Genomic DNA, 20,889 nt, shown 5'->3' on the forward strand with positions numbered 1-20,889 from the left:
CGGCGTCGGGCTTCGCGTGCGGTGATGCCGACTGCAGGGGAGTCCGTTCGCCGTTCACCGGGTCGAACCCGGTTACGGAGAAGCGGGCAGGTCTGGGGAGCGGAGTACGAGCAGGGTGATCTCGCTGGGGGCGAAGACGCGGAACGGTGGGCCCCAGAAGCCTGTGCCGCGGCTGGTGTAGAGGAGCGTGCGGGCCCCGTGGTGGCTGAGGCCGGCGAGGGCGGGCTGGTCGAGGCGGACCAGGTGGTGGAAGGGCCAGATCTGGCCGCCGTGGGTGTGGCCGGAGAGCTGGAGGTCGATTCCGGCGGCCGCCGCCCGGTCGACGAACTTGGGCTGGTGTGCCAGAAGCAGGACGGGCAGGTCGGGGTCGACGCCGTTCAGGGCCCCGGCGAGGTGGGCGCCATGGCCCGCCAGGCCGGAGGACTCGGCGGTGACGTCGTCCACGCCGGCGACCACGAGGGTGTCGCCCCCGCGTTCGAGCAGCAGATGGCGGTTGCGCAGCGGCTCCCAGCCCAGCTCGTCCATCAGGTCGACCCAGCCCTGGGCCTCGCTGTAGTACTCGTGGTTGCCGGTGACGTACACACGGGCCCGGGTGGCCTGCACGGTACCGAGGGGGACCGCCTGGGCGCGGCGGCGTTCGGCCGTGCCGTCCGCGATGTCGCCGGTGTGGCAGACCAGGTCGGCTTCCAGAGTGTTCACCGTCTCGCACACCCGCTCCGACCAGCGAGCGCGGTCGAGCGGGCCGTAGTGGGTGTCGGTGATGAGGGCGACGCGGAGGCCGTCCAACCCGGCGCCCAGCCGCGGGAGTTGTACGTCGAGTCGGCGCACGCGTGGCACACGGCGGGCCTCGGTGTACCCCCAGACGAGCAGCAGGGCGGTGACGCCGAGGACGGCCCAGGTGACGGTCCGGGCCCGGTCCTGGCTCTCGCCGACGCCGGCCGCGGTCAGGGCGAGCCGCAGGAAGACGCCGAGCAGAACGGACCAGGTGAACAGAATCCAGCTGGCGCCCAGCAGGGTGTCACCGAGGATCGCCGCCCGGTCCTGCTGGCGCCGACCGTGCCCGCGCACCATCGCGAGCGGCATACCGGCGAGGCCGAGGACGAACAGGGCGGTGCCGGCCAGGGTGACGGGCAGCGGCCAGTGCTGGCCTGCGTACAGGAGCACCCAGCAGGGCACGGCCCACAGCAGGACGGGGGCGATCAGCGGGAGGTAGCGCATCAGGCGGAGCAGTCGGCTCTGCCGCGGAGCCTGCGCTTGCATGTCGGCGGGTCGGGTGTTGCTGGTGTCGGTCACGGCTTCCTCTCTCTCCAGGCTGCCGTAGAACAATCGATCGTCGGGCCGTCATTCCACGGCGGGCACGGGCTTCCACTCCGCCTCGGGGTCGGGGGGCGGCTCGGGCCGGTCGCGCGTGAACGCCGTGGCCTGTTCTTCGACCTTCGGCAGCCCATCGGTAGGCGTGATGGTGCAGGTTGAGGAACTGTACGGTGGCCGGCCGTGGCGGCATCGCGCGGAAGGTGCCCTGCTCCACGGCCTCCGCGAGCAGCCCGGAGATCAGTTCCTCGAAATCGGAACGCTGACCCAGCACGGCCTTGAGTTCCGTGCCGCTCAGACTGCGGTGGTCGTGCTCGTGGACCCAGATGTGGTCGAGCCTGCGGAAGATGATGGTGAGCAGCGATTCGGACAGCAGGCGCAGCCGCAGCAAGCGGATCCAGGTCGAGGCCGGCGATCTGACGGGCGCGGGAGAGCAGCGGACCCATCACCCGGGACTGGATCTCGACGAGCAGGTTCTCCTTGGAGCCGATGTAGTAGTACAGGGCCGCCTTGGCGAGCCCCACCACCCTGCCCAGGTCGTTGATGGACGTCGCCGCGTATCCCTGCTGGGCGAAAAGCGCAGCCCCGACGTCGATGATCTTCTGGCGTCCGACCTCGAAGCCCGGTCCGTGGCCCGGCGGTCGTGGCAACGCTTCTCCCCCGCTTGCGCGACGACATGCCGACCAGGCGCGACTCCCGGGACCGCGTCGGACGCCTTGCGGCATGCCCCGGAGGGAGCGGCCTCCCCCGCTTCCCCACGAAGGAGGAACTGGAGCAGCGACGCAAGGCGGTGGCGCCGACGACTCCGGCGTTGGCCATGTGCAGCAGCACCAGGTCCGATGAGTCGAAGTCCTCACGCAGTCGGCGGGCGCCGCCCCGGACGCCTGGCGCCGCGTCGTCGCCCTGCTGATCCAGTCCTTCGAGACCCCGGCCCGCGGCCCGCTGCAGGGCCCGCAGGAACCCGGTCGGTGTGCTGGTGTCGGAGTTCGGACTCCACGACACCGTGGGCATGACCCAGCGCACCCGCGAGCTGCTGTCCCGCCACGACCGCCCCACCGCCGTGGAGATCGCGGCCACTCTCACTGTCCGGGAGGGCACGGCGCCCCTGACGGAGCTCGGGGGCAGCCGCGCCCCGGCTGCCGGGGAGGAGGCAACCGGGGCGAGGAGCTGTCGGTCGGTCAGGAGGCGGGCGGGACGCGGGTACCGGTGACGGAGTCACCGGACTTCTCGACGTGATACATGACCTCGGCGTCGCTGTAGAAGTGGAAGGTCAGCGTCACCTGTTCGCCGTCGCGCAGCGCGTTCAGGAACTCGGGGGTCAGGATGATCGTGTCCTTCGCGTAGTCCGGCGAGAAGGCGCTGTTGAACTCCTGGTACGGCGTCCAACTGGTCTGGCCGGCGTTGCTGCCGTCGCCGTACCTGGCCTCCATGGTGGCCAGCTCGTCACCCCGGTACTCGGTGGGGACGGTGAACGCGCCGGTCCTGCCCGTGGCGTCGGAGAGCACCGGGGTGTCGTAGGTGACCACCTCGATCTGCCAGGGCAGCCCGCTCGAGAACCGGGCCTGCAGCGTGGCGTTGACCCCGTACGCGCGGTCGCCGGTCAGCCGGGTCAGTGCGCCGGCCGTGAGGACGAGCCGCTTGTTGTCGGAGACGGTGTAGTCCCGTCCCTCGACCAGCTTGGTCCTGCCGTGCCACAGGCCCCGGAACCGGGTGCCGTTCGGATTCAGGGTGAGCCCCTCGGCCGTGATCGGTTCCGACTTCGGCACGTAGATCTTGTCGAAGGAGGCCGTGCCCGAGCGGGTCGTCCAGCTGGACCTGATCCAGGCGAACAGGGCCGGGTCCGTCCACTTCAGGGTCTCCCGGTTCAGGTAGGCCCAGGTTCCGGGGTCCCACAGCGCGGTGGTGACTCCGGCGAGGCGTGCCGCGTGTCCGAGTTGCTCGTAGTACTTCAGTGCCTCGCCCCGCTCGACCCGGGAGGGGTGGTTGTGGTCGGGCCAGCCGAGCAGGCCGTACTCGCCGAGGTAGACCGGGATGCCCTTGGCGACGAACGTGTCGTGCATGCGGGCGAAGGCATCGTCGAGGTCCTTCTGGGCGACCTCGTCGTAGTGGGTGCCGCCCGCGATGTTCACGCTGAACGGGTACCAGCTGTAGTAGTGCACGGTGGCGACCAGATTGCGGTCGCTCAGCGACTTGATCGTGGTGTACAGGTCGTCCATGAGGGTCTGGCCGGGGGTGGCGGCCTCGGTGGGCAGCACGAGCAGGCGGTCGGTGTTCCCGCCGCCCGAGGACCTGACCACCTTGTGGAACGAGGTGTTGAGCTCGCGTAGAAGCTTGGTCTTCTGCTCGGCCGTGGCGTTCTCGAACTGCGGTTCGTTGACGCTCTCGAAGAGCAGGGTGCGCGGCTCGTCGCGGAACGTCCCGGAGATCTGGGCCCAGGTGGCGTCGAAGCGGGCCAGCACTCCGTCGTGGTCGGCGGGCATCTTGTTGATCCACTGCCACGAGTCGTGGTGGACGTTGACCACGACGTACAGGCCCGCGTCGAGCGCCTCGTCGACGACCTGCTTGACGCGGCTCAGGTACGCGGCGTCGACGGTGTAGGGGGCGGTCGCGGACTGGTGGTCGGACCAGGTCACCGGGATGCGGACGCTGCGGAAGCCGTCACGGCGGACGGTGTCGAACAGTTCCCCGGTGGCCTTCGGGTTGCCCCAGGACGTCTCGTCCGGGATGGCGTCCAGGGTGTTGCCCAGGTTCCAGCTGGGCTGCATCGCGGCGACGGCGTCCTTGGCACGGGCCGGAACTCTGGTGGACTGAGCCGGCTGCGCCGCCCCGTCGGTCGTGGCGGCCGAGGTGCCGCCGGACAGTCCCAGCATGACGGCGAGCACCAGGAGCAGGGAGGCCAGGCGGCCGCGCGCCCGGCGACGGGCCGGTTGCCCTGAGTCCTTCATAGGTCGTCCCTTTCGGTCTGCGTGCCCTTGGGGCGGTTCAGCCTTCGAGAGGCTCGTAGTCGAACCAGTCGAAGTGGACGGTGCCTGCGGCGGCGTACATGCCGATGACCCGGCCGGTGAAGCCGCCGGCGACCTCGGTCGACAGATAGCGGCCGTCGAGGGACGCCAACTCGGTGACGGTGCCGTCGGGTTGTTCGACGCCGAGGCAGACGACGTCGGGTCCGGTGCACGGTCCGTGCGGAGCCGGTGGGTCGCCGATCGTGACGGTGAGGACCAGCGGCCCGGCGGGTACGGCGGCTTCGGCCACCACCGTGCGCAGGGAGCCGACCCTTGCGATCACCCGTACGTCAGTCCCGGACGCCTCGATCGCGTAGTGGTGCCGCTCGTCCAGCCGGACGGCCAGGCCGCCGCTGCCCCGCTCCGGGTCGACCAGGGTGCGTGCCCGGCAGGTGAGGTGCTGCTGGCGCCGGCCGGCGAACACCACGTCGGGCTCGTCCAGGGAGCCGCCCCGGGCGCGGAGCGTCAGCCATCCGGGGCGCTCCTTGGTGGTGCAGAGCTCGGCGGTGCGGTCCCGCACGGAGATCCAGGCCGGTCCGAGCTCGCTGAACTCGAAGTCGTCGCGCACTTCCCCGGGGGGCGCGGGGGAGAGCGGCCAGGGGAGTTCGGACAGGTCCAGGGTGACCTCGCCGACGACCGGCCAGCCGTCCTCCCAGGTCACCGGCGCCAGGAAGGTCTCCCGGCCGAGCACGTGCCAGCCGGGGGTGCCGCCGCGTGGGCGTACGCCGAGGAAGACCATCCACCAGGAGCCGTCGGGCGCCTGCACCAGGTCCGCGTGGCCGGTGTTCTGCACGGGGTGGTCGGTGCCGCGGTGGGTGAGGACCGGGTTGGCGGGGCACGCCTCGAACGGGCCCTGGGGCGTGCGGCCACGGGCGATCGACACGCCGTGGCCGCGCTCGGTGCCGCCCTCGGCGATGAGCAGGTACCAGTAGTCGCCGATCCGGTACAGGTGCGGCGCCTCCGGAGCCTTCGCGCCGGGACCGCCGGACCAGAGCCCCCGCGGGGTCCCGTACGTCTCGCCGGTGGACGGGTCGAGGCGGATCTGCGACACCCCGGCGACCGTGCACCAGCAGGTGCCGTCCTCGTCCCAGGCCAGGTCGGGATCGATACCGGGCACACCCGGCGCCGGGATCGGATCCGACCAGGGGCCGGCCGGGTCGGTGGCCGTGACGATCAGGTTGCCGCCGCCCTCGCTGCAGTTGGTGACGATCAACCAGAAACGGCCGTCGTGGTGGCGCAGGGTGGGGGCGTAGATGCCGCCCGAGGACGGCATGGAGACCGGCAGACGCAACTGCTCCGGCCGGTCCAGCGCGTTGCCGATCTGCCGCCAGTGCACCAGGTCACGGCTGTGGAAGAGGGGTACGCCGGGGAAGTACTCGAAGCTGGAGCAGGCGAGGTAGTAGTCGTCGCCGACACGGCAGATGCTCGGGTCGGGGTGGAACCCGGGGAGCACGGGGTTGGCGGCGCGGGCGGGCGGGGTCTGAGCGGGCACCCTCGGTCGTCCTTTCGTCGGGTGAACGGCGGGGCGCTCAGCGAGCGTCCGGCTCGGTGCGGGTGATGCGGAACAGGGCCGCGGACGGCGCGGTGGGCAGGTTCACGGTGAGCTCTCGCGTGAGCCTCGCCCTGCGCATCACCTCGTCGTCCTCCTGCCGGACCGGCTCGTCCCACTGCTCGGGGTCGCAATCCCCGTCATCGCGGCTCTCCGCGCAGTGTCGAAGCGCTTCACTTGTAGGGGAAGTTAACGGACGTGTTTCCTGCGGAACAAGAGCAATGACAGAACGAAAGTTTCTTGATCAGGGAAGATGACGGTCGGCAGGGTCGGCAGTGAGCGTCGATGCGCTTCGACAGTCAGGTCAGCGCACGAGGCGCACTTCCCGCAGCCGGATGGTGGGCGCCGGACCGACCGCTTCGAATCGCACCTCGACGGACCCGGCGGGACGATCCGCGTCGAGCGGGAGCACTCGGGAGACTTCCTCGCCCTCGGGCGTGAGCGTGTCCAGCACATGCCCGTCGACCAGGACGCGGGTCGGCCCGGCACCTGCCGAGGGAAGGTGGACCACCTGCAGGCCGGTGGCGGCGCCCGCGCGGTCCGTCAGGCGGTAGGACCACCATCCGGTGGCGGCCCGCCACCTCAGCCCGTCGGTGAGGTCCGACCACGTGTCCTGCCCCTCGAACCGGTGGTCGCTCTCCGGCTGTTGCTCGCCCGCGGCAACGGCGTCGACTGTTCGGTCGCGCAGGGTCAGTGCCGCCTCGTCGGCCGCGCGCAGCTCCGCCCGCCGCTCCGGGAGCCGTCCCGGGTCCGCCAAGGGGAAGTAGAGGACGTAGCGGGATTCATGGATGCCGGCGAACGGGACGAGGACGACGGACTCACCCGGTCGTGCGTCCACGTGCTCCAGGGCGAACGCCGGCCGGTCCAGGTCGAGTCGGCGCACGCCGGCCGTCAGATCGGAGGTGCTGCGGGCGAGCACGACGGGGAGGTTCCCCAGGGGGCGCAGCGGGCCGCCGGCGACATGTCCCATCCGGGAGTCGTCGGCGAAGTGCCCGACCAGGTCGTCCCGGTCGCCCTCGGCCGCGAGCACGGTGGGCCCGTAGCGGAACGACACCCACGGCGAGCCGTCGGGGAGCAGGTCGGCGCTGACACGCGGGCGCAGGCGCATGGTGATGGTGTCCCCCGCGCGCCACCGCCGCTCCAGACGCACGTATGTCAGGGGCCGTCCGCCTTCGCCGCGGCGCGTCGTGAGCGGGGCCGGTCCCTCCTCGGTCGGTGCGCCGTTGACACGGACCTGCGGCGTCCCTTCGTGCCAGCTGGGGACGCGTAGGTGGATCGCCATGGGGGTGGCGGGAACGTCGCGGACCGCGAGTCGCACCTCGCTGTCGTAGGGGGCCGTCGCGGTCTGCTCCAGCACCAGATTCCGCTCGGGCAGGCTGAGCCGGGAGGCGATGAAGAGATTGACGAACAGGTCGCCGTCCTCGGCGGTGTACGCCAACTCGCCGTACTTCGCGTGGTTCTCCAGCCCGGTGCCGACGCAGCACCAGAAGCAGTTCTGGGGAGTCGACACCACGCGGTAGTGGCCCGGTCGCACGGGTGTGAAGTACACCAGCCCGCCCTTGGGGTGCAGGGACGACAGGATGTGGTTGACCGTCGCGCGCTCGTAGTGGTCGAGCACCTCCGTGTCCGGCTGTTCGAGGAACAGGGCGCGGCTCAGCTTGAGCATGTTGTAGGTGTTGCAGGTCTCGGGGCCCTCGGGCGACTCCAGGGCGGAGCCGAAGTCGTCGCGGGGGTGCAGGTGCTCGCGTACGGAGTTGCCGCCGAAGGAGAACGTCCGGTGCCGGGTCATGGTCTGCCAGAAGAACCGGGCGGCGTCCCGCAGGCCGGGATCGTCCACGACCTCCCCGAGCCGCTGGTACCCGACCACCTTGGCGATCTGGGTGTTGGCGTGCATCCCGTCGAGGGCGTCGCGGTGCTCGCGCAGGGGCCGCAGCAGGGACCGGTCGAGGAAGCGCCGTGCCAGGGCGGCGTACCGGTCCGTGCCGGTGACGTCGGCGAGGTCCGCCAACACCTCGCACATCCCACCGAACTCGGTGCGCAGCATGGCCTCGTGGGTGTCGTCGTCCATCCCCGCCGCCACCCGGTCCCACCAGTCGGCCAGCCGTCGTACGGCGGTCAGGGCCAGGTCCGAGCCGGCGTGCCGGTGGGCGTCCAGCAGGCCGGCGAAGAGTTTGTGCAGGTTGTACCACGGCACCCAGGCGCCACCGAGCACGAAGGAGTCCCGGTCCACCTGTCCCGCGGCCACCCGCCGCCACAGCCGAACGCCGTCGGGAACGCCCCCGACGTAGCCGGTGCCCAGGGCGTCCTGGCACTCGACGACGCCCTGAACCAGCCGCTCCACCATGGCCCTCGGCCGGGGATCATCCGTGACCGCGCTCATGAGGGCCGCGCCCGACAGCGCGTGCCCGACGGTGTGGCCGTCGAGCCCCGAGTTCTCCCAGTTGCCGTAGGACTCGGCGACCGCCGGCAGGCCGGCCTCGCGCCGCAGGGGTGCGAGGAGCCGGTCGGTGTCGAGGGACAGCAGGTAGTCGAGAGCGGTGGCCTGCGCGTCCAGGAACGGGCCGGGGAGAAGACGTACCGCGCTGCGGGGGAGTGACTGCATGGGTGCTCGTTTTCCCTTCGATGGAAGCTTGCACGCTGCGGTGGGCCGCGTCGCGACTGATCGTGCGTGATCGGGAGTCGCGGTGCTGCCTCGGCCCCCGTCCGCCGCGGGGCCTCCTCGGGGATCGGACATCGGTGGGGCTGCCAGTTCCAGTCGTGGTCGATGTGAAGGCGGCGGCCGTCCGCCCAGCGTGCGTGCCGGGGCGGCGCGCATCGACAGGTCGCTGGTGAGGGTGTTGAACTCGTGGCGGAGGCGGGGCGATGGCTGACGGCGCGACCGGAGGTGACCGCCGCTTCGCCGCCGACGACCTGATGGCCATCGGCACCCTGCGTGCCCTGAGCAGGCAATCCGCGATGTACCCGGTGACGTCAGCCTCGTCGGAGGGCGGCGACGACGGTGACGTTCTTGAGGGAGGCGATGGCGTCACTAGCTGAGTATCGAAAGGTATATACAGCTGTGCCCACGGCGGCGATGACGTCCTGTGTCAGGATCTTGAGGTGCTCACCCCCCAGGCCCACGGCATCGACGAGGACGCGCGGAAACGGGATGACGACCGATGACTGACACCGCAGAGGCCGAGATCCTCGCCGACGTCCACCGAGGCGTCGGCCGCATCCTCCTGAACCGGCCCAAGGCACTCAACGCCCTGACGACAGACATGGTCGTCGCCATCGACCGGGTGCTCGCCGCGTGGGAGGACGCACCGCTGTCCGCCGTGGTGCTCGGCAGTACCGGCCCGAGGGCGTTCTGCGCCGGCGGAGACATCCGTACGATCCGCGCGCACAGCCTCGCCGGGGACGCCGAGGCCAGTGAGCGGTTCTTCGCCACCGAGTACCGGCTCAACGCCCGGATCGCCGAGTACCGCGTGCCGGTCGTGTCGCTCATCGACGGCCTGTGCATGGGCGGCGGCCTCGGTCTGTCCGTCCACGGTGGCTTCCGCGTCGTCACCGAGCGCGCGGTGCTGGCGATGCCCGAAACCGCGATCGGCTTCTTCCCGGACATCGGGGCCAGTTACTTCCTGCCGCGGCTGCCCGGAGCGATCGGCATGTACCTGGGGCTGACCGGGCACCGGCTCGACGCGGCCGACGCCCTGTACACGGGTCTGGCCACGCACTTCGTCCCCGCTCACAGCATCGACGCGGTCGGCGACGCCCTGGCCGACCATCCCGGCGACCCGGTGGACGTGGTCCTCAACCGCCTCGCCGGCCCTTCCCCGGTGGCGCAGAGCAGGCTGGCGGAGGTACGCGGGGACGTGGACCGGGTGTTCAGTGCGTCGACCCTCGGCGAGATCGAGAAACGTCTGCGCCACCTCGACATCCCCTGGGCGGCTGCCGCGCTGGCCGCTCTGGAGTCCGCCTCACCGCAGAGCCTGGAGATCACTCACGCCCTGCTGGCCCGGGGCAGGCAGCGCACGTTGCGCGAATGCCTCGACGCGGAACTCGCCCTGGGGCGGACGACCATCCGCACGCCGGACTTCCTGGAGGGTGTCCGCGCGGCCTTGGTCGACAAGGACCGCACACCGCGCTGGCAACGGAGGTCGCTCGACTGAGGGACGCGGCCGTACGGCCCGTAGGGCGCCTGCGGTCAGCAGGGTCTCACTCGATGCCGAGCACCGTCGTCGATCAGTCGATCAGTCGATCAGTCGATCAGTCGATGCGGGCGCCGGCGATCAGTCCTTGCCGGGCCCCATCGACACGACGACCTTGCCGGCCTTGGTGCGGCCCTGCTCGACGTATGCCATCGCCTCGAGGGTCCGGTCGAACGGGAAGGTGCTGTCGATGACCGGGCGGAGCTTCCCGCTGTCGTAGAGGGCGCCGATTTTGCGCAGCTGGGAACCGTTGGCCTGCATGAAGAGGAACTGGTAGCGCACGCCCAGCGCCTTCGCCTGCTTGCGGATCTTGCGACTGAGCACGCTCATGACCAGGCCCAGGAAGGAGGGAGCCCCGAGCTGCTTGGCGAAGCCCGCGTCCGGCGGGCCGACGACACTGATGGCCAGGCCGCCGGGCTTGAGCACGGTCAGCGATTTCTCGAGGTTCGCTCCGCCCACGGAGTCCAGCACCAGGTCGTAACCGGACAGCACCTTCGAGAAGTCCTGCTTGGTGTAGTCGAAGACGATGTCGGCGCCGAGGCTCCTGACCAGCTTCTCGGAATCGGTGTTCGCGGTCGTCGCCACGCTGGCGCCGAGGTGCTTCGCGAGCTGGATGGCCGTCGAGCCGAGACCGCCGGCACCGGCGTGGACGAGCACCTTCTGGCCCGGCTTCACGCGGGCGCGGTCGACAAGAGCCTGCCAGGCGGCCAGGGCCACCAGCGGCACCGCGGCTGCCTCTTGCGGGGTGAGGGAGGCCGGCTTGGGCGCGACGTCGTCCATGTCGATCGCGATGAACTCCGCGAAGCCTCCGATCCGCAGGTCGCGCGGACGGGCGTAGACCTCGTCGCCGACCTGGAGGCCGTGTACGGCGGAGCCGACCCGGGTCACGACGCCGGCCACGTCATGGCCGAGCACGAAAGGAGGCTTGTACTTCAACAGCTGCTTGAACTCCCCGTTGCGGACCATTTTGTCCAGCGGGTTGATACTGGCGGCGCTCACTTTGACCAGGACGTCGCGGTCTCCGACGGTGGGCTCGGGTACCTCGGCGGCGCGCACGCCGTCCTTGCCGTACTTCTCGACGACGAATGCCTTCATGTCGGCCGCCTTTCCAGGTGATCTTCTCGGTCGTCTATGTGCCAGCCATGACGCTACTTTCTGAGTATAGAAAAGTAAACTCAGACGAGGTTAGAATCACCCCATGGACACGAGGACCGAAGCTCTCACGGACGCCGGCATGGATGCCCGTCTCGACCGGGACACGTCGAACTGCTCGATCGCCCGGACCCTAGAGGTCGTGGGGGAGAAGTGGACGATCCTGATCCTGCGCGAGGTCTGGTACGGCTCGTCCCGCTTCGGCGACTTCGAACGTGTCCTCGGCTGCCCCCGCAACCTTCTCGCGGCCCGGCTTCGGATGCTTGTCGAGGAAGGAATCCTGGCCACGGAGACGTACAAGGAACCGGGCTCGCGGAGCCGGCCGAAGTACGTGATCACACCCAAGGGTGTGGACCTGGTCCCGGCCGTGATGGGGCTCCTGCAGTGGGGTGACCGCTACCGTGCCGACCCGGAGGGCCCGGCCGTACTGACGCGGCACCGCGGATGCGGTGCCCACGTCGACACCCAGATCCGCTGCGAACGGGGCCACGCCGTGCCGGCGGAAGACATCGAAAGCGTCCCCGGCCCCGCATTTCGTATGAGGCCCGCGGAGTGAGCCCGGCGCGGATCGCGCCAGCTGCCCACGGGCTCCGTCTGCCGGAGGGTGCCCACTCCGCCCGAGGAGCGCGCGGCGCACGTATCCGCGCCGCGGACGCGCGTGCCGTATCCCGGCGGACAACGGGTGGGAGTCACACCCGAGGCGCGGGGACCGGGAAGAGCATGCAGCTGCTGGTGGCGTGGGCGAGCAGCCGGTCCGTCGCGTCGACCAACTGCGCCTGGGCAAGGGCGGTTTGGCGGCCCTTGCTGATGACCGTGCCGATCGCGCGCACCGGGCCTGTGTCCACGGTGATCCGCCGCAGGAACTTCACGGTCAGGTCGAGCGAGGTGTACGCCGTGCCCTGCGGGAGCGTGGACTGGACGGCGCAGCCCGCCGCCGAGTCGAGCAGGGTGGCGAAGATGCCGCCGTGCACGCTGCCGATCGGGTTGTAGTGCTCCTCGCCCGGTGTCAGCGAGAAGACCGCCCTGCCGGGCTCCACCTCGTCCAGGGCGAAGTCGACGGTGTAGTTGATCGGCGGTCCTGGCAGGCGCCCCGCCTGCAGTTCGCGCAGGAAGTCGATGCCGGCCATCCGCCCGGCGGCCTCTGCGAGGATCGCGGGGTCGTCCCATTGATACGTACGCGTTCGCCCCACGGTCCGGCGCCCTTCCCTCTGACTGTCGGCTGACTTTTTCAAGTGAAGCTAGACGTGTGCTCCACTGACTGTCAATGGCGAAGCCAGGTCGCCTACGATGGCGGGATGGAGTGGCTTGAGGCGAGCACGGAGAACTGCCCCGTCCAGCGCACGCTCGACGTGATCGGGGAGAAATGGACGCTGCTGATCCTGCGTGACGCCGTCAACGGCGTCCGCCGCTTCGACGACTTCCACCGCCACATCGGCCTTTCGGAGGCCGTTCTCAGCGACCGCCTCCGCAAGCTGACCTCGGCCGGCATCCTCAGGACCGTCCCCTACCAGGAGCCCGGCAGCCGCTCCCGCAACGAATACCGCCTGACCCGCAAGGGCTGGGACCTCTGGCCCGTCCTGATGGCGCTGAGCCAGTGGGGCGAGACCTACACCCTCGGCCCCGAGGGCCCCGTGCTGGACGTCCGCCACGCCGAGTGCGACGCCCCGGTCCGCGTCGTCGTCGAGTGCTCCGCGGATCACTCCGCCCTCACTCCCCGCGACGTCACCGCCCGGCTGGGAACGGGCGCCCGCCTCCGGTCGTGAGCGATCGACCTCGCGGTGGCGGGCCGGACGGCGGTGGCGCGTCAGTCGCGGTTCCGTGGCGGGGACGGACGTAGGTCGGAGCGGCCCGTGCGTCGGCGGCGGGCGGCGAGGCGCGTCGGCGACGGGTGGCGAGGCGCTGAACTCCGTGGCACGTCCTGTTCTGCTTCTGCGGTGCTCGTCGGCGACGCCCTCTCGGTGACAGATCCTGGGTGGCCGAGGGGGCGGCGGCCTGCCTTGCTGTCGCGCAGCGTCCGCAACTCGTGGCACATCGCGTGCTCTGTCCCTGTGCGGGGTGCTTGCGATCGCCGAAGCGCCCGTATAAGATTATGAACGTAATTTAAATCTGGCGTGCTCGCCCGTACGGTGCGCGCCGTTCTCACGCGGCCCCAAGGGCCTTGAACGCCTGCGGTACGTGCCTGTGGTACGGCCGACATCGCGTACCGGCGCCGTAGCCCCGGCGTGGTCGCTTCGGGCAGTGAGCCCTCCTACTCCACCAGGAACTCTCCATGGACCTTTCCGCCAGCACCGCCCTCGTCACCGGAGCCAACCGGGGCTTCGGCCGCGCACTCGCCGCCGAGCTGCTCAGCCGCGGGGTCACCGTCTACGCCGGCGCCCGCAATCCCGACCAGGTCGACCTGCCCGGCGCCAAGCCGATCGCGCTCGACGTCACCGACCCCGCCTCCGTCACGGCCGCCGCCAAGGCCACCGGCGACGTGAGTGTCCTGATCAACAACGCGGGGTCCTCCACCGGCGCCGACCTGCTCGCCGCCGACCTGGGCGACATCCGCCTGGAGATGGACACCCACTACTTCGGCACGCTCTCCGTGACCCGCGCCTTCGCACCCCAGATCGCGGCCAATGGCGGCGGGGCGGTGCTGAACGTCCTCTCCGGCCTCTCCTGGGTCAGCTACCCGGAATTCGGCGCCTACTGCGCGGCCAAGTCCGCCCAGTGGTCCCTCACCAACGCCCTGCGCCAGCAGCTTGCCGACCAGGGCATCCGAGTGGCCGGCCTGCACGTCGGCTACATGGACACCGACATGGTCCGGACCGTCGAGGCGCCCAAGTCCGACCCTGCCGAGATCGCCAGGATCGCGGTGGACGGCATCGCCGCCGGCGCCTACGAGATCCTCGCGGACGACGCCGCCCGCCAGGCCCAGGCCGCGCTGTCCGGAGGTGTCTCCGTGCTCTACCCGCAGCTCCCCTGAAGGTCCACCGCCCGGCAGGCCCCACCGCGGCGGCACAGGGCGGCGAGCAGTACTCAGTCGTCGTCGTCTGTGCCGGCCCGCATGGCCTTCCCGGCCGAGACGGCCACCTTCCTCGCCACCTGACCACGACGACCGGAACACCGGCACCGCTCACGGAAACGTCGTCGGGCCCCGCTCGCGTCCAACCCGCCTGTTCGACCCGCATTGAAGAAGCGCATGTCTTCCTCGGACGTCGAGAACCGAACGGCCACAGCCGACTTGCGCCGGCTTGCCGATGAGTACGTCAAGCTCATCAACCTGCATGACCTCGACGGCCTGTTCGCCCTGTACGCGTCGGACTTCCGCAACCACGCCGCCGACGGCAGAGACCCGCGCGGTGCTCGCGTCGTTCCTCGACGCGGTCCCCGACTTCGCCGCCGAGCCGGTCCGTGTCGTCGCTGAGGACGACTGGTTCGCGATCAGCTTCGTCCTCACCGGCGCGAACACCGGGCCCTTCACACGAACACCGGGCCCTTCAACGGCACTCCCGCCACCGGCCGATCCGGGGAAACTCGCCGACCACTGGGGCCTCGTCGACCTCGCGACGCTCTTCGCCCAGCTGCAGTCCTGACCGATCCGGCCTCGGCCTCGTCGAGCCCGCGTCGTCTTTGGATTACGTTCGCAATATCATAGACTGGCGCAGTCGGTAAAGGGCAACGGGTCCGTTTGGTCGGCGAAGGAGCGTGTGCTGTGGTGCGGTACGGAAAAGAGCACAAGTCGGAGACGAGGCGGCGGATCATCGAGACGGCGGGCCGCCGGTTCAAGCAGGACGGGATCGACGGTTCCGGCGTCTCGACGCTCATGAAGGACGCGGGGCTGACCAATGGTGCCTTCTATGCTCACTTCGCATCCAAAGAAGACCTCGTCACCACGGCTATCGCCGACCAGTTGAAGGCGCAGGCCGAGAGCGTTGTCGCGCAGGCCGCGCCCGGCCGTGCGGGACTCGAGCAGATCGTGCGGGGTTACCTTTCGCCCCAGCACCGCGAACTGCTTGGCGAGGGTTGCCCCAACGCCGCCCTGCTCGACGAGATCGGGCGCTGCACCGACGCGACCAGGCAGGCGTACACCGACGGCGTGCTGATCCTCATCGACGGCATTGCCGCCCGCATGGCGCCCGAGGCCCCGTCCTCCGCCCGTGTGAAGGCGCTCAGCCTTCTCGGTCTCATGGCCGGGACGCTGCAGCTCTCCCGCGCCCTGACTGACAACCGACTCGCCGATGAGCTCCTCGAACAGGGCGTGAAGAACGTCCTCGCGCTACTGGACGCCGGGCAGCGCGTCTGACACACCACGTTCCCGGGGCGGCCTCATTTTCATCGTGTGCACTGCATCTCTTGCGGCCTCATGAAATTACGGTCATACTTTAAAAAGTCGGCGTGACGTTGAAAGGCTCAACCGAACCGGACTTCGACTCCTGCGGATCTCCCGTCGTCGACCGAACTGACTGCAGACGCAGTGCAGAACCCCACCAGAAGGGCACGGTCATGAACGACGCACAAGGAGTCCGAGCCGAGGTGGTGACGTCGTACAGGAAGGCCCCCACCCGCACCCTCACCGCCGGCGGAGTGACCTTCGCCTACCGTGACCTCGGTCCGAGGACCGGCGTCCCGGTGATCTTCATCAACCATCTTGCCGCGGTCCTCGACAACTGGGACCCCAGGGTCGTCGACGGCGTCGCCGCCAGGCATCGCGTCATCACCTTTGACAACAGGGGTGTCGGCGCCTCCAGTGGCGCGACACCGAAAACCATCGAGGACATGGCGAGGGGCGCCGTCACCTTCATCCGCGGACTCGGGCTCGAACAGGTCGACATCCACGGCTTCTCGATGGGCGGCATGATCGCCCAGGTGATCGCGCAGGAGGAGCCGCGGCTCGTCCGCAGGCTGATCCTCACGGGTACCGGCCCCGCGGGCGGCGAGGGCATCAAGAACGTGACCTGGCTGTCCCATCTCGACACCGTCCGCGGCCTGTTCACCCTTCAGGATCCGAGGCAGTTCCTCTTCTTCACCCGCACCGCGGGCGGACGCCGAGCCGGCAAACAGTTCCTGGCCCGGCTCAAGGAGCGCACCCACGACCGCGACAAGGCGATCTCCCTCACGTCGTACTTCGCCCAGCTCAAGGCCATCCACCGCTGGGGCCTCGCGCAGCCCCAGGACCTGTCCGTCATCCATCAGCCCGTGCTCGTCGCCAACGGCGACAACGACAGGATGGTGCCGACGAAGAACTCGTCCGACCTGGCCCGGCGACTGCCGGACGCCGATCTCGTCATCTACCCCGACGCCGGCCATGGAGGCGTCTTCCAGTTCCACGAGCAGTTCGTGACGGAAGCCCTGGACTTTCTCGAGCGGTAGTGGGTGTCGGGGACGGGCGGAAGGTGATCGCGTCCGGGCGCGGCGCAACGTCCCCGCCCACTGAGTGAAGGAACCGCCGCCCGCGACGCGTCGCCGACGGCCCCCCGGCCTCGCGGTTCGGGTTTCCGGCGCCCGCAGCGATCCCTACTGAACGCCCTCACGGCGGCCCCGCAGCTCTTGGCACCACTCGTTCGGAGCTGTTTATATTATGACCGTAATGTAACGACCGCAATGCAAGTGGCGGAGCAGACGCCCTCCGCCCGTACCCGATGAGGTCAGATGAAGACGACAAAGAACATGAAGTGGGTCGACGTGCCCACCCGCACGATCGACGTCGGCGGGGTGCCGTTCGCCTACCGCGAGCTCGGTCCGGCCGGTGGTGTTCCGGTGGTGTTCCTGCACCACCTGATGGCTGTCCTGGACGACTGGGACCCGAGGATCATCGACGGCATCGCCGCCCGCCGCCGGGTGATCACGTTCGACAACCGCGGGGTCGGCGCGTCCGGAGGGTCCGTGCCGCCCGACCTCGAGGACATGGGGCGCGACGCCGTGGCCTTCATCCGTGCGATGGGACTCGACCAGGTCGACCTTCTCGGATTCTCGCTCGGCGGCGGGGTCGCACAGATGGTGGCCCTGCAGGCCCCCGAGCTGGTGCGCCGGATCATCCTGGCCGGGACCGGCCCCCGCGGGGGCGGCGGCATCAAAGAGATCAACAAGGTCGCGGTCAGTGCGTACGTCAAGTCCGCGCTCACCCTGAAGGACGCCAGGACGTTCCTGTTCTTCCCGCGCAACGCCGAGGGCAAGCGGGCCGCGAAGGACTACCTCGCCCGGCTCAAGGAACGTACCCAGAATCGTGACGAGAAGATCTCCCTGCAGGCTCGACGCGCGCAGCTGAAGGCCATCCGCGCGGCCGGACTGCACGCCCCCGACGACCTGTCGGTGATCACCCAGCCGGTCTTCGTCGCCAACGGTGACAACGACCTCATGGTGGCGAGCAGCAACTCGGCCGACATGGCCCGCCGGATCCCGAACGCGACGCTGAAGATCTACCCGAACTCCGGGCACGGCGGCATCTTCCAGCACCACCGGGACTTCGTCCCCGCCGTTCTGGAGTTCCTCGATGACTGAGAGGCCAGACCGGTCGATCGCCGGCAAGGTCGCCCTCGTCACCGGCGGCGGCCGGGGCCTGGGCGCGGCGACCGCACGGTCCCTGACCGCGGCCGGGGCCCGGGTCTTCGTTGTCGATCTGCACCGGCCGGCCGCGGGCGAGCCGATCGACGAACGGGTCACCTACCTGGTCGGCGATGTGACCGACCTCGGCGACATGACCCGTGCGGTCGAGACCGTCGTCAGGGACGCCGGCCGCCTGGACATCGTGATCGCGAACGCGGGCGTGCTCGCGCGGGGCGTGACCGTCCGGGCGTCATCGGCTCCAGTTGTCGATCGCCTCTTCGACGTGAACGTCGGGGGTGCGCTCAACACCGTCCGTGCCGCCCTGCCGAGCCTCATCGAGAACCGTGGCCGGCTCGTCCTGGTCTCGTCGGTGTTCGCCTTCGTCGAGGAGCGGACGGTGGGCCGGCTGGGCATGAAGGGGTCCGCTGTGTTGCGGAAGACGATGCGGAACAGGAAACCGAACGCGGCGTTCATTTCAATGAACGCCCTGATCGGCACTGGAGTGCGTGTGCGTCACCGGGAGGCCAGTCTTCGGAGGACGACTGAGGAGATGCTCGTGGGCAGGGCGCTCAGCGTGCGAACCAGCGCTGTCGTCGCCCAGGGGAAGTACGCCTGCGCCGGCTCCTTTTCCAGCGCGCGTACGACATGGCGTGCCGCACGTTCCGTGCTGACTTGGAAGGGCTTGGGCAGGCCGTCGGCGTCGACCCGGTCGGTCGCCACGAAGCCGGGGTGAATGCTGGTGAACCGGATCCCCTTGGGTGCCAGTTCGACGCGCGCGGCGTCGATGAGCGTGCGTGCGGCCGCCTTCGCGGCCGAGTAGGGGCCTTGGCGTGGGATGCCCATGAGCCCTGCGAGCGAGTTGGTGTGGGCGATCAGGCCGCCGTGCGCCTGGTTTCCCATCTGCGCGATCAAGGGGACTAGGTAGTTGACGACGACGTCGTAGTTCAGCGCCATGATCCGTGACACGTCTGCCACGCTGACGTCGTCCATCGACATGTCCGGTCCCTGACCGGCGTTGAGCAGGGCGACATCGACAGATCCGTACGCGGCGACGGCGGCCGCCACCACGTCGGCGGCCGCCTGCGGGGCCAGGGCGTCGGCGGCGATGTCCAGGCAGGCGCTGCCGGCGGCTCGTACTTCCTTTGCCAGGGCCGCCAGTTCGGGGCCGCGTCGTGCCGTGATGACCAGACGGTTGTCGCCGTGGCCGAGCTGCCGCGCCACCTCCGCCCCGATCCCTGACGAGGCGCCGACGATCAGAACCGTTCTGTTCGTGATCCGTGCCATGGGGTTCCTTCGCTTGCTGACGTGAGGAGAGGCTCTGCATCCGCAGGGCTTCGGGGATGACGCGGCGACGTTGAAGCTCCCGCGCCCGGGACGCATGCTGGGGCGCTGCGGACGGCGTCGAGCTCGATGATGCCCTGCGGAATTCGGAACGGGGTCGCCTATACCCGGTCTTCAGCCTGGACTTCGCCGGACCCGGGAGACGCAGACGCAGACGCCGTCGCACAGCGCACGGATGTGCGGGCGGCTTTGTTGGTGGAGGCTGCTCGTCTGGTGCCCGGCAGCCGGGACTTCCTCTTTGAGGAAACCGCCTGACCCGGACTGCATCCGTCTGCGTCACAGCGTGGCGCGCAGATGGCTGACGGTGACGAAGTGGTAGCCGCGAGCGGTGAGGGTGCGCAGGATCTCGGGGACTGCCGCGACCGACGTGGGATGGATGTCGTGCAGGAGGACGACGTCGTCGGGATGGGCCTTGGTGATGACGGTCCGGGCGACCTTGGCGGGGTCGCGGTACTTCCAGTCCTCGGTGTCCACGTCCCACAGCACGGGGGAGAGGCGGGTGGCCGCCCGGACCAGCCGGCTGATCGCCCCGTAGGGCGGACGGACCAGGGTGGGGGCCGTGCCGGTGGCGGCCTTGATGGCGGCGCTGGTGCGGTCCAGCTGGGAGGCGATCTGGCTGCGGGTGAGCCGGGTGAGGTCGGGGTGGTTCCAGGAGTGGTTGCCGACCTCGTGGCCGGCCCTCGCCTCGGCGCGGACGAGTTCGGGGTGGGCGGCGACGTTCTGGCCGACGGTGAAGAAGGTGACGCGTGCCCGGTACTGGGCGAGGTAGGTCAGCAGGGTCGCGGTCTCGGGAGCGGCGGGTCCGTCGTCGAAGGTCAGGGCGACGCACTTGACCTTCTTGCAGTCGGTGTCGTCGTCACCGGAGGCGGTACGGGCGGGGACGGCCGGGGCGGGGACGCGGGGCGCGCCCAGGTCGAGCGAGGGGCTGGGACCGGCGGTCTGCCGCTGGACGCGCTTGCCGAACCCGGACAGCCACGGCGTGATCGTCGCCTCGGGGAGGGTGACCGTGTAGGCCCCGGCCGGCGGGGCGCCCACCTCGCCGCGGTCGAGGTTCACCCGCAGTGCCCCGCCGGCGGTGAAGTCCATGTCGTCCAGGGCGGCGGCGCGGGAGTCCGGCTCGGAGAGCGTGCCGTCCAGGGTGGCGGCGTCCACGCCCTCCCGGCCTCGCAGCTGGTCCTTCACCGCGGCGACGAAGGCGTCCCGGGAGCCGCCGGCGACGAGTCCGAGCGCCGTGCTGTAGGCGCCTGCCTTGCCGTCGTACCAGTACGTCCTCGCGGACTGCCCGTCCGAGGCGGCGCTGTGGTCCTGCGTGGTGAGGCGGACGCCCAGCACGTCGCCGGAGGCCACCAGGAACTGGTGGCTGATGTTGAGCTCGCTGCCCTCCATGCTGTCCGAGCCGTCCGAGCACGCCCCCGAGCGGAAGGTCGCCAGGCGCTGCTGCACGTCCTTCTTCATCGCGGCCGTCATCGCCTCCGCGCCGGGCACGTCCGGGTAGCTGGTCGCGAAGGGGCAGGAGCTGTTCTCGCTGTTGTCGTCGACGATCTCCAGGCCCTTGATCTTCGACGGGTCGACCGTCCGGGCCGGGGAGGGTGAGGAGCCGGCCCGGGGACCGTCCGTGACCGGGGGTTCGGACGTGCCGTTTGCACAGGCCGAGGTGAGCGAGCCGAGCAGCAGGAGGGCGGGGAGCAGAGTGCGAGAGCGCATGTGACCAGAACCTGAGGAGAGGAGGACCGGCCGCCGCGTCGGAGGGACGCCGACGGCCGTTGTGATCTCCGATCGTTCTGGTCAGGGGCGTTTTTCAGCGAGCCCCGGAGTC

17 protein-coding genes and 3 pseudogenes are annotated in these 20,889 nt (G+C 70.0%); 10 read left to right on the forward strand and 10 right to left on the reverse strand.

What is annotated here, in order from left to right; genetic code table 11:
• Positions 1 to 72: 72 nt before the first annotated feature.
• From ACFVYN_RS12330 to ACFVYN_RS12355, 6 genes and pseudogenes are all read right to left on the reverse strand, one after another.
• Positions 73 to 1,293, reverse strand: a complete 1,221-nt coding sequence (locus ACFVYN_RS12330) for a metallophosphoesterase (RefSeq protein ID WP_389996368.1) — start codon at positions 1,291 to 1,293, stop codon at positions 73 to 75.
• A 211-nt stretch (positions 1,294 to 1,504) separates the two neighbouring features.
• Positions 1,505 to 1,702, reverse strand: a pseudogene (locus ACFVYN_RS12335) (TetR/AcrR family transcriptional regulator); the annotation flags it as partial.
• A gap of 127 nt (positions 1,703 to 1,829) precedes the next feature.
• A pseudogene (locus ACFVYN_RS12340) lies at positions 1,830 to 2,036 on the reverse strand (TetR family transcriptional regulator); the annotation flags it as partial.
• A gap of 453 nt (positions 2,037 to 2,489) precedes the next feature.
• Positions 2,490 to 4,256 (reverse strand): cellulase family glycosylhydrolase, encoded by a 1,767-nt coding sequence (locus ACFVYN_RS12345; RefSeq protein ID WP_389996371.1) that lies wholly within the window; start codon positions 4,254 to 4,256, stop codon positions 2,490 to 2,492.
• A 37-nt stretch (positions 4,257 to 4,293) separates the two neighbouring features.
• Positions 4,294 to 5,805 (reverse strand): glycoside hydrolase family 43 protein, encoded by a 1,512-nt coding sequence (locus tag ACFVYN_RS12350; protein WP_389996373.1) that lies wholly within the window; start codon positions 5,803 to 5,805, stop codon positions 4,294 to 4,296.
• Positions 5,806 to 6,166: 361 nt separating this feature from the next.
• Positions 6,167 to 8,464: a beta-L-arabinofuranosidase domain-containing protein gene (locus tag ACFVYN_RS12355; RefSeq protein ID WP_389996376.1), complete on the reverse strand. Its 2,298-nt coding sequence runs from the start codon at positions 8,462 to 8,464 to the stop codon at positions 6,167 to 6,169.
• 260 nt (positions 8,465 to 8,724) lie between these two features.
• On the opposite strand from ACFVYN_RS12355, the gene ACFVYN_RS12360 reads away from it, so the two are divergent.
• Together ACFVYN_RS12360 and ACFVYN_RS12365 are read left to right on the forward strand one after the other, a co-directional pair.
• On the forward strand, positions 8,725 to 8,898 hold the full coding sequence (locus ACFVYN_RS12360) for a hypothetical protein (RefSeq protein WP_389996379.1): 174 nt from the start codon (positions 8,725 to 8,727) through the stop codon (positions 8,896 to 8,898).
• 122 nt (positions 8,899 to 9,020) lie between these two features.
• Positions 9,021 to 10,013, forward strand: a complete 993-nt coding sequence (locus ACFVYN_RS12365; protein WP_389996381.1) for an enoyl-CoA hydratase/isomerase family protein — start codon at positions 9,021 to 9,023, stop codon at positions 10,011 to 10,013.
• A 120-nt stretch (positions 10,014 to 10,133) separates the two neighbouring features.
• On the opposite strand, the gene ACFVYN_RS12370 is transcribed toward ACFVYN_RS12365, so the two are convergent.
• Positions 10,134 to 11,147, reverse strand: coding sequence for an NADP-dependent oxidoreductase (locus ACFVYN_RS12370; protein WP_389996384.1), 1,014 nt, complete (start codon positions 11,145 to 11,147; stop codon positions 10,134 to 10,136).
• 139 nt (positions 11,148 to 11,286) lie between these two features.
• Here ACFVYN_RS12370 and ACFVYN_RS12375 point away from each other — a divergent pair, with 139 nt between their 5' ends.
• On the forward strand, positions 11,287 to 11,760 hold the full coding sequence (locus tag ACFVYN_RS12375; protein ID WP_389996623.1) for a winged helix-turn-helix transcriptional regulator: 474 nt from the start codon (positions 11,287 to 11,289) through the stop codon (positions 11,758 to 11,760).
• A 133-nt stretch (positions 11,761 to 11,893) separates the two neighbouring features.
• Here ACFVYN_RS12375 and ACFVYN_RS12380 read toward each other — a convergent pair whose 3' ends face one another.
• Positions 11,894 to 12,394, reverse strand: coding sequence for a PaaI family thioesterase (locus ACFVYN_RS12380; RefSeq protein WP_389996387.1), 501 nt, complete (start codon positions 12,392 to 12,394; stop codon positions 11,894 to 11,896).
• Between the two features lie 105 nt (positions 12,395 to 12,499).
• Here ACFVYN_RS12380 and ACFVYN_RS12385 point away from each other — a divergent pair, with 105 nt between their 5' ends.
• The 7 genes and pseudogenes from ACFVYN_RS12385 to ACFVYN_RS12415 all read left to right on the forward strand — a co-directional run.
• Positions 12,500 to 12,967: a winged helix-turn-helix transcriptional regulator gene (locus ACFVYN_RS12385; protein WP_389996390.1), complete on the forward strand. Its 468-nt coding sequence runs from the start codon at positions 12,500 to 12,502 to the stop codon at positions 12,965 to 12,967.
• A 506-nt stretch (positions 12,968 to 13,473) separates the two neighbouring features.
• Positions 13,474 to 14,172 (forward strand): SDR family oxidoreductase, encoded by a 699-nt coding sequence (locus ACFVYN_RS12390; RefSeq protein ID WP_389996393.1) that lies wholly within the window; start codon positions 13,474 to 13,476, stop codon positions 14,170 to 14,172.
• A gap of 376 nt (positions 14,173 to 14,548) precedes the next feature.
• A complete protein-coding gene (locus tag ACFVYN_RS12395; RefSeq protein WP_389996396.1) occupies positions 14,549 to 14,782 on the forward strand; it encodes a hypothetical protein in 234 nt (77 codons plus the stop codon).
• 119 nt (positions 14,783 to 14,901) lie between these two features.
• Positions 14,902 to 15,492 (forward strand): TetR/AcrR family transcriptional regulator, encoded by a 591-nt coding sequence (locus ACFVYN_RS12400; RefSeq protein ID WP_389996399.1) that lies wholly within the window; start codon positions 14,902 to 14,904, stop codon positions 15,490 to 15,492.
• Positions 15,493 to 15,692: 200 nt separating this feature from the next.
• Positions 15,693 to 16,559, forward strand: a complete 867-nt coding sequence (locus tag ACFVYN_RS12405) for an alpha/beta fold hydrolase (protein ID WP_389996402.1) — start codon at positions 15,693 to 15,695, stop codon at positions 16,557 to 16,559.
• 279 nt (positions 16,560 to 16,838) lie between these two features.
• On the forward strand, positions 16,839 to 17,687 hold the full coding sequence (locus tag ACFVYN_RS12410) for an alpha/beta fold hydrolase (protein WP_389996405.1): 849 nt from the start codon (positions 16,839 to 16,841) through the stop codon (positions 17,685 to 17,687).
• Positions 17,680 to 18,111 (forward strand): annotated as a pseudogene (locus ACFVYN_RS12415) (SDR family NAD(P)-dependent oxidoreductase); the annotation flags it as partial. The gene ACFVYN_RS12410 and the pseudogene ACFVYN_RS12415, both read left to right, overlap by 8 nt.
• Before the next feature lie 134 nt (positions 18,112 to 18,245).
• Here the strand turns inward: ACFVYN_RS12415 and ACFVYN_RS12420 are convergent.
• Entirely contained in the window at positions 18,246 to 19,016 is a 771-nt protein-coding gene (locus tag ACFVYN_RS12420; RefSeq protein WP_389996408.1) for an SDR family NAD(P)-dependent oxidoreductase, read from the reverse strand.
• A gap of 333 nt (positions 19,017 to 19,349) precedes the next feature.
• Entirely contained in the window at positions 19,350 to 20,777 is a 1,428-nt protein-coding gene (locus ACFVYN_RS12425) for a polysaccharide deacetylase family protein (RefSeq protein WP_389996411.1), read from the reverse strand.
• Between the last annotated feature and the right edge of the window lie 112 nt (positions 20,778 to 20,889).

Origin of the sequence: Streptomyces sp. NPDC058307 (genome assembly GCF_042880295.1) — a bacterium.
In the GTDB taxonomy this organism is placed as follows: Bacteria; Actinomycetota; Actinomycetes; order Streptomycetales; family Streptomycetaceae; genus Streptomyces.

What these genes read in the sequence shown, in the direction of transcription:
- ACFVYN_RS12345 (WP_389996371.1), bottom strand. Translation starts at nt 4,256, where the DNA reads ATGAAGGACTCAGGGCAACCGGCCCGTCGCCGGGCGCGCGGCCGCCTG.
- ACFVYN_RS12355 (WP_389996376.1), bottom strand. Translation starts at nt 8,464, where the DNA reads ATGCAGTCACTCCCCCGCAGCGCGGTACGTCTTCTCCCCGGCCCGTTC.
- ACFVYN_RS12360 (WP_389996379.1), top strand. Translation starts at nt 8,725, where the DNA reads ATGGCTGACGGCGCGACCGGAGGTGACCGCCGCTTCGCCGCCGACGAC.
- ACFVYN_RS12365 (WP_389996381.1), top strand. Translation starts at nt 9,021, where the DNA reads ATGACTGACACCGCAGAGGCCGAGATCCTCGCCGACGTCCACCGAGGC.
- ACFVYN_RS12370 (WP_389996384.1), bottom strand. Translation starts at nt 11,147, where the DNA reads ATGAAGGCATTCGTCGTCGAGAAGTACGGCAAGGACGGCGTGCGCGCC.
- ACFVYN_RS12375 (WP_389996623.1), top strand. Translation starts at nt 11,287, where the DNA reads ATGGATGCCCGTCTCGACCGGGACACGTCGAACTGCTCGATCGCCCGG.
- ACFVYN_RS12385 (WP_389996390.1), top strand. Translation starts at nt 12,500, where the DNA reads ATGGAGTGGCTTGAGGCGAGCACGGAGAACTGCCCCGTCCAGCGCACG.
- ACFVYN_RS12390 (WP_389996393.1), top strand. Translation starts at nt 13,474, where the DNA reads ATGGACCTTTCCGCCAGCACCGCCCTCGTCACCGGAGCCAACCGGGGC.
- ACFVYN_RS12405 (WP_389996402.1), top strand. Translation starts at nt 15,693, where the DNA reads ATGAACGACGCACAAGGAGTCCGAGCCGAGGTGGTGACGTCGTACAGG.
- ACFVYN_RS12410 (WP_389996405.1), top strand. Translation starts at nt 16,839, where the DNA reads ATGAAGACGACAAAGAACATGAAGTGGGTCGACGTGCCCACCCGCACG.
- ACFVYN_RS12420 (WP_389996408.1), bottom strand. Translation starts at nt 19,016, where the DNA reads ATGGCACGGATCACGAACAGAACGGTTCTGATCGTCGGCGCCTCGTCA.
- ACFVYN_RS12425 (WP_389996411.1), bottom strand. Translation starts at nt 20,777, where the DNA reads ATGCGCTCTCGCACTCTGCTCCCCGCCCTCCTGCTGCTCGGCTCGCTC.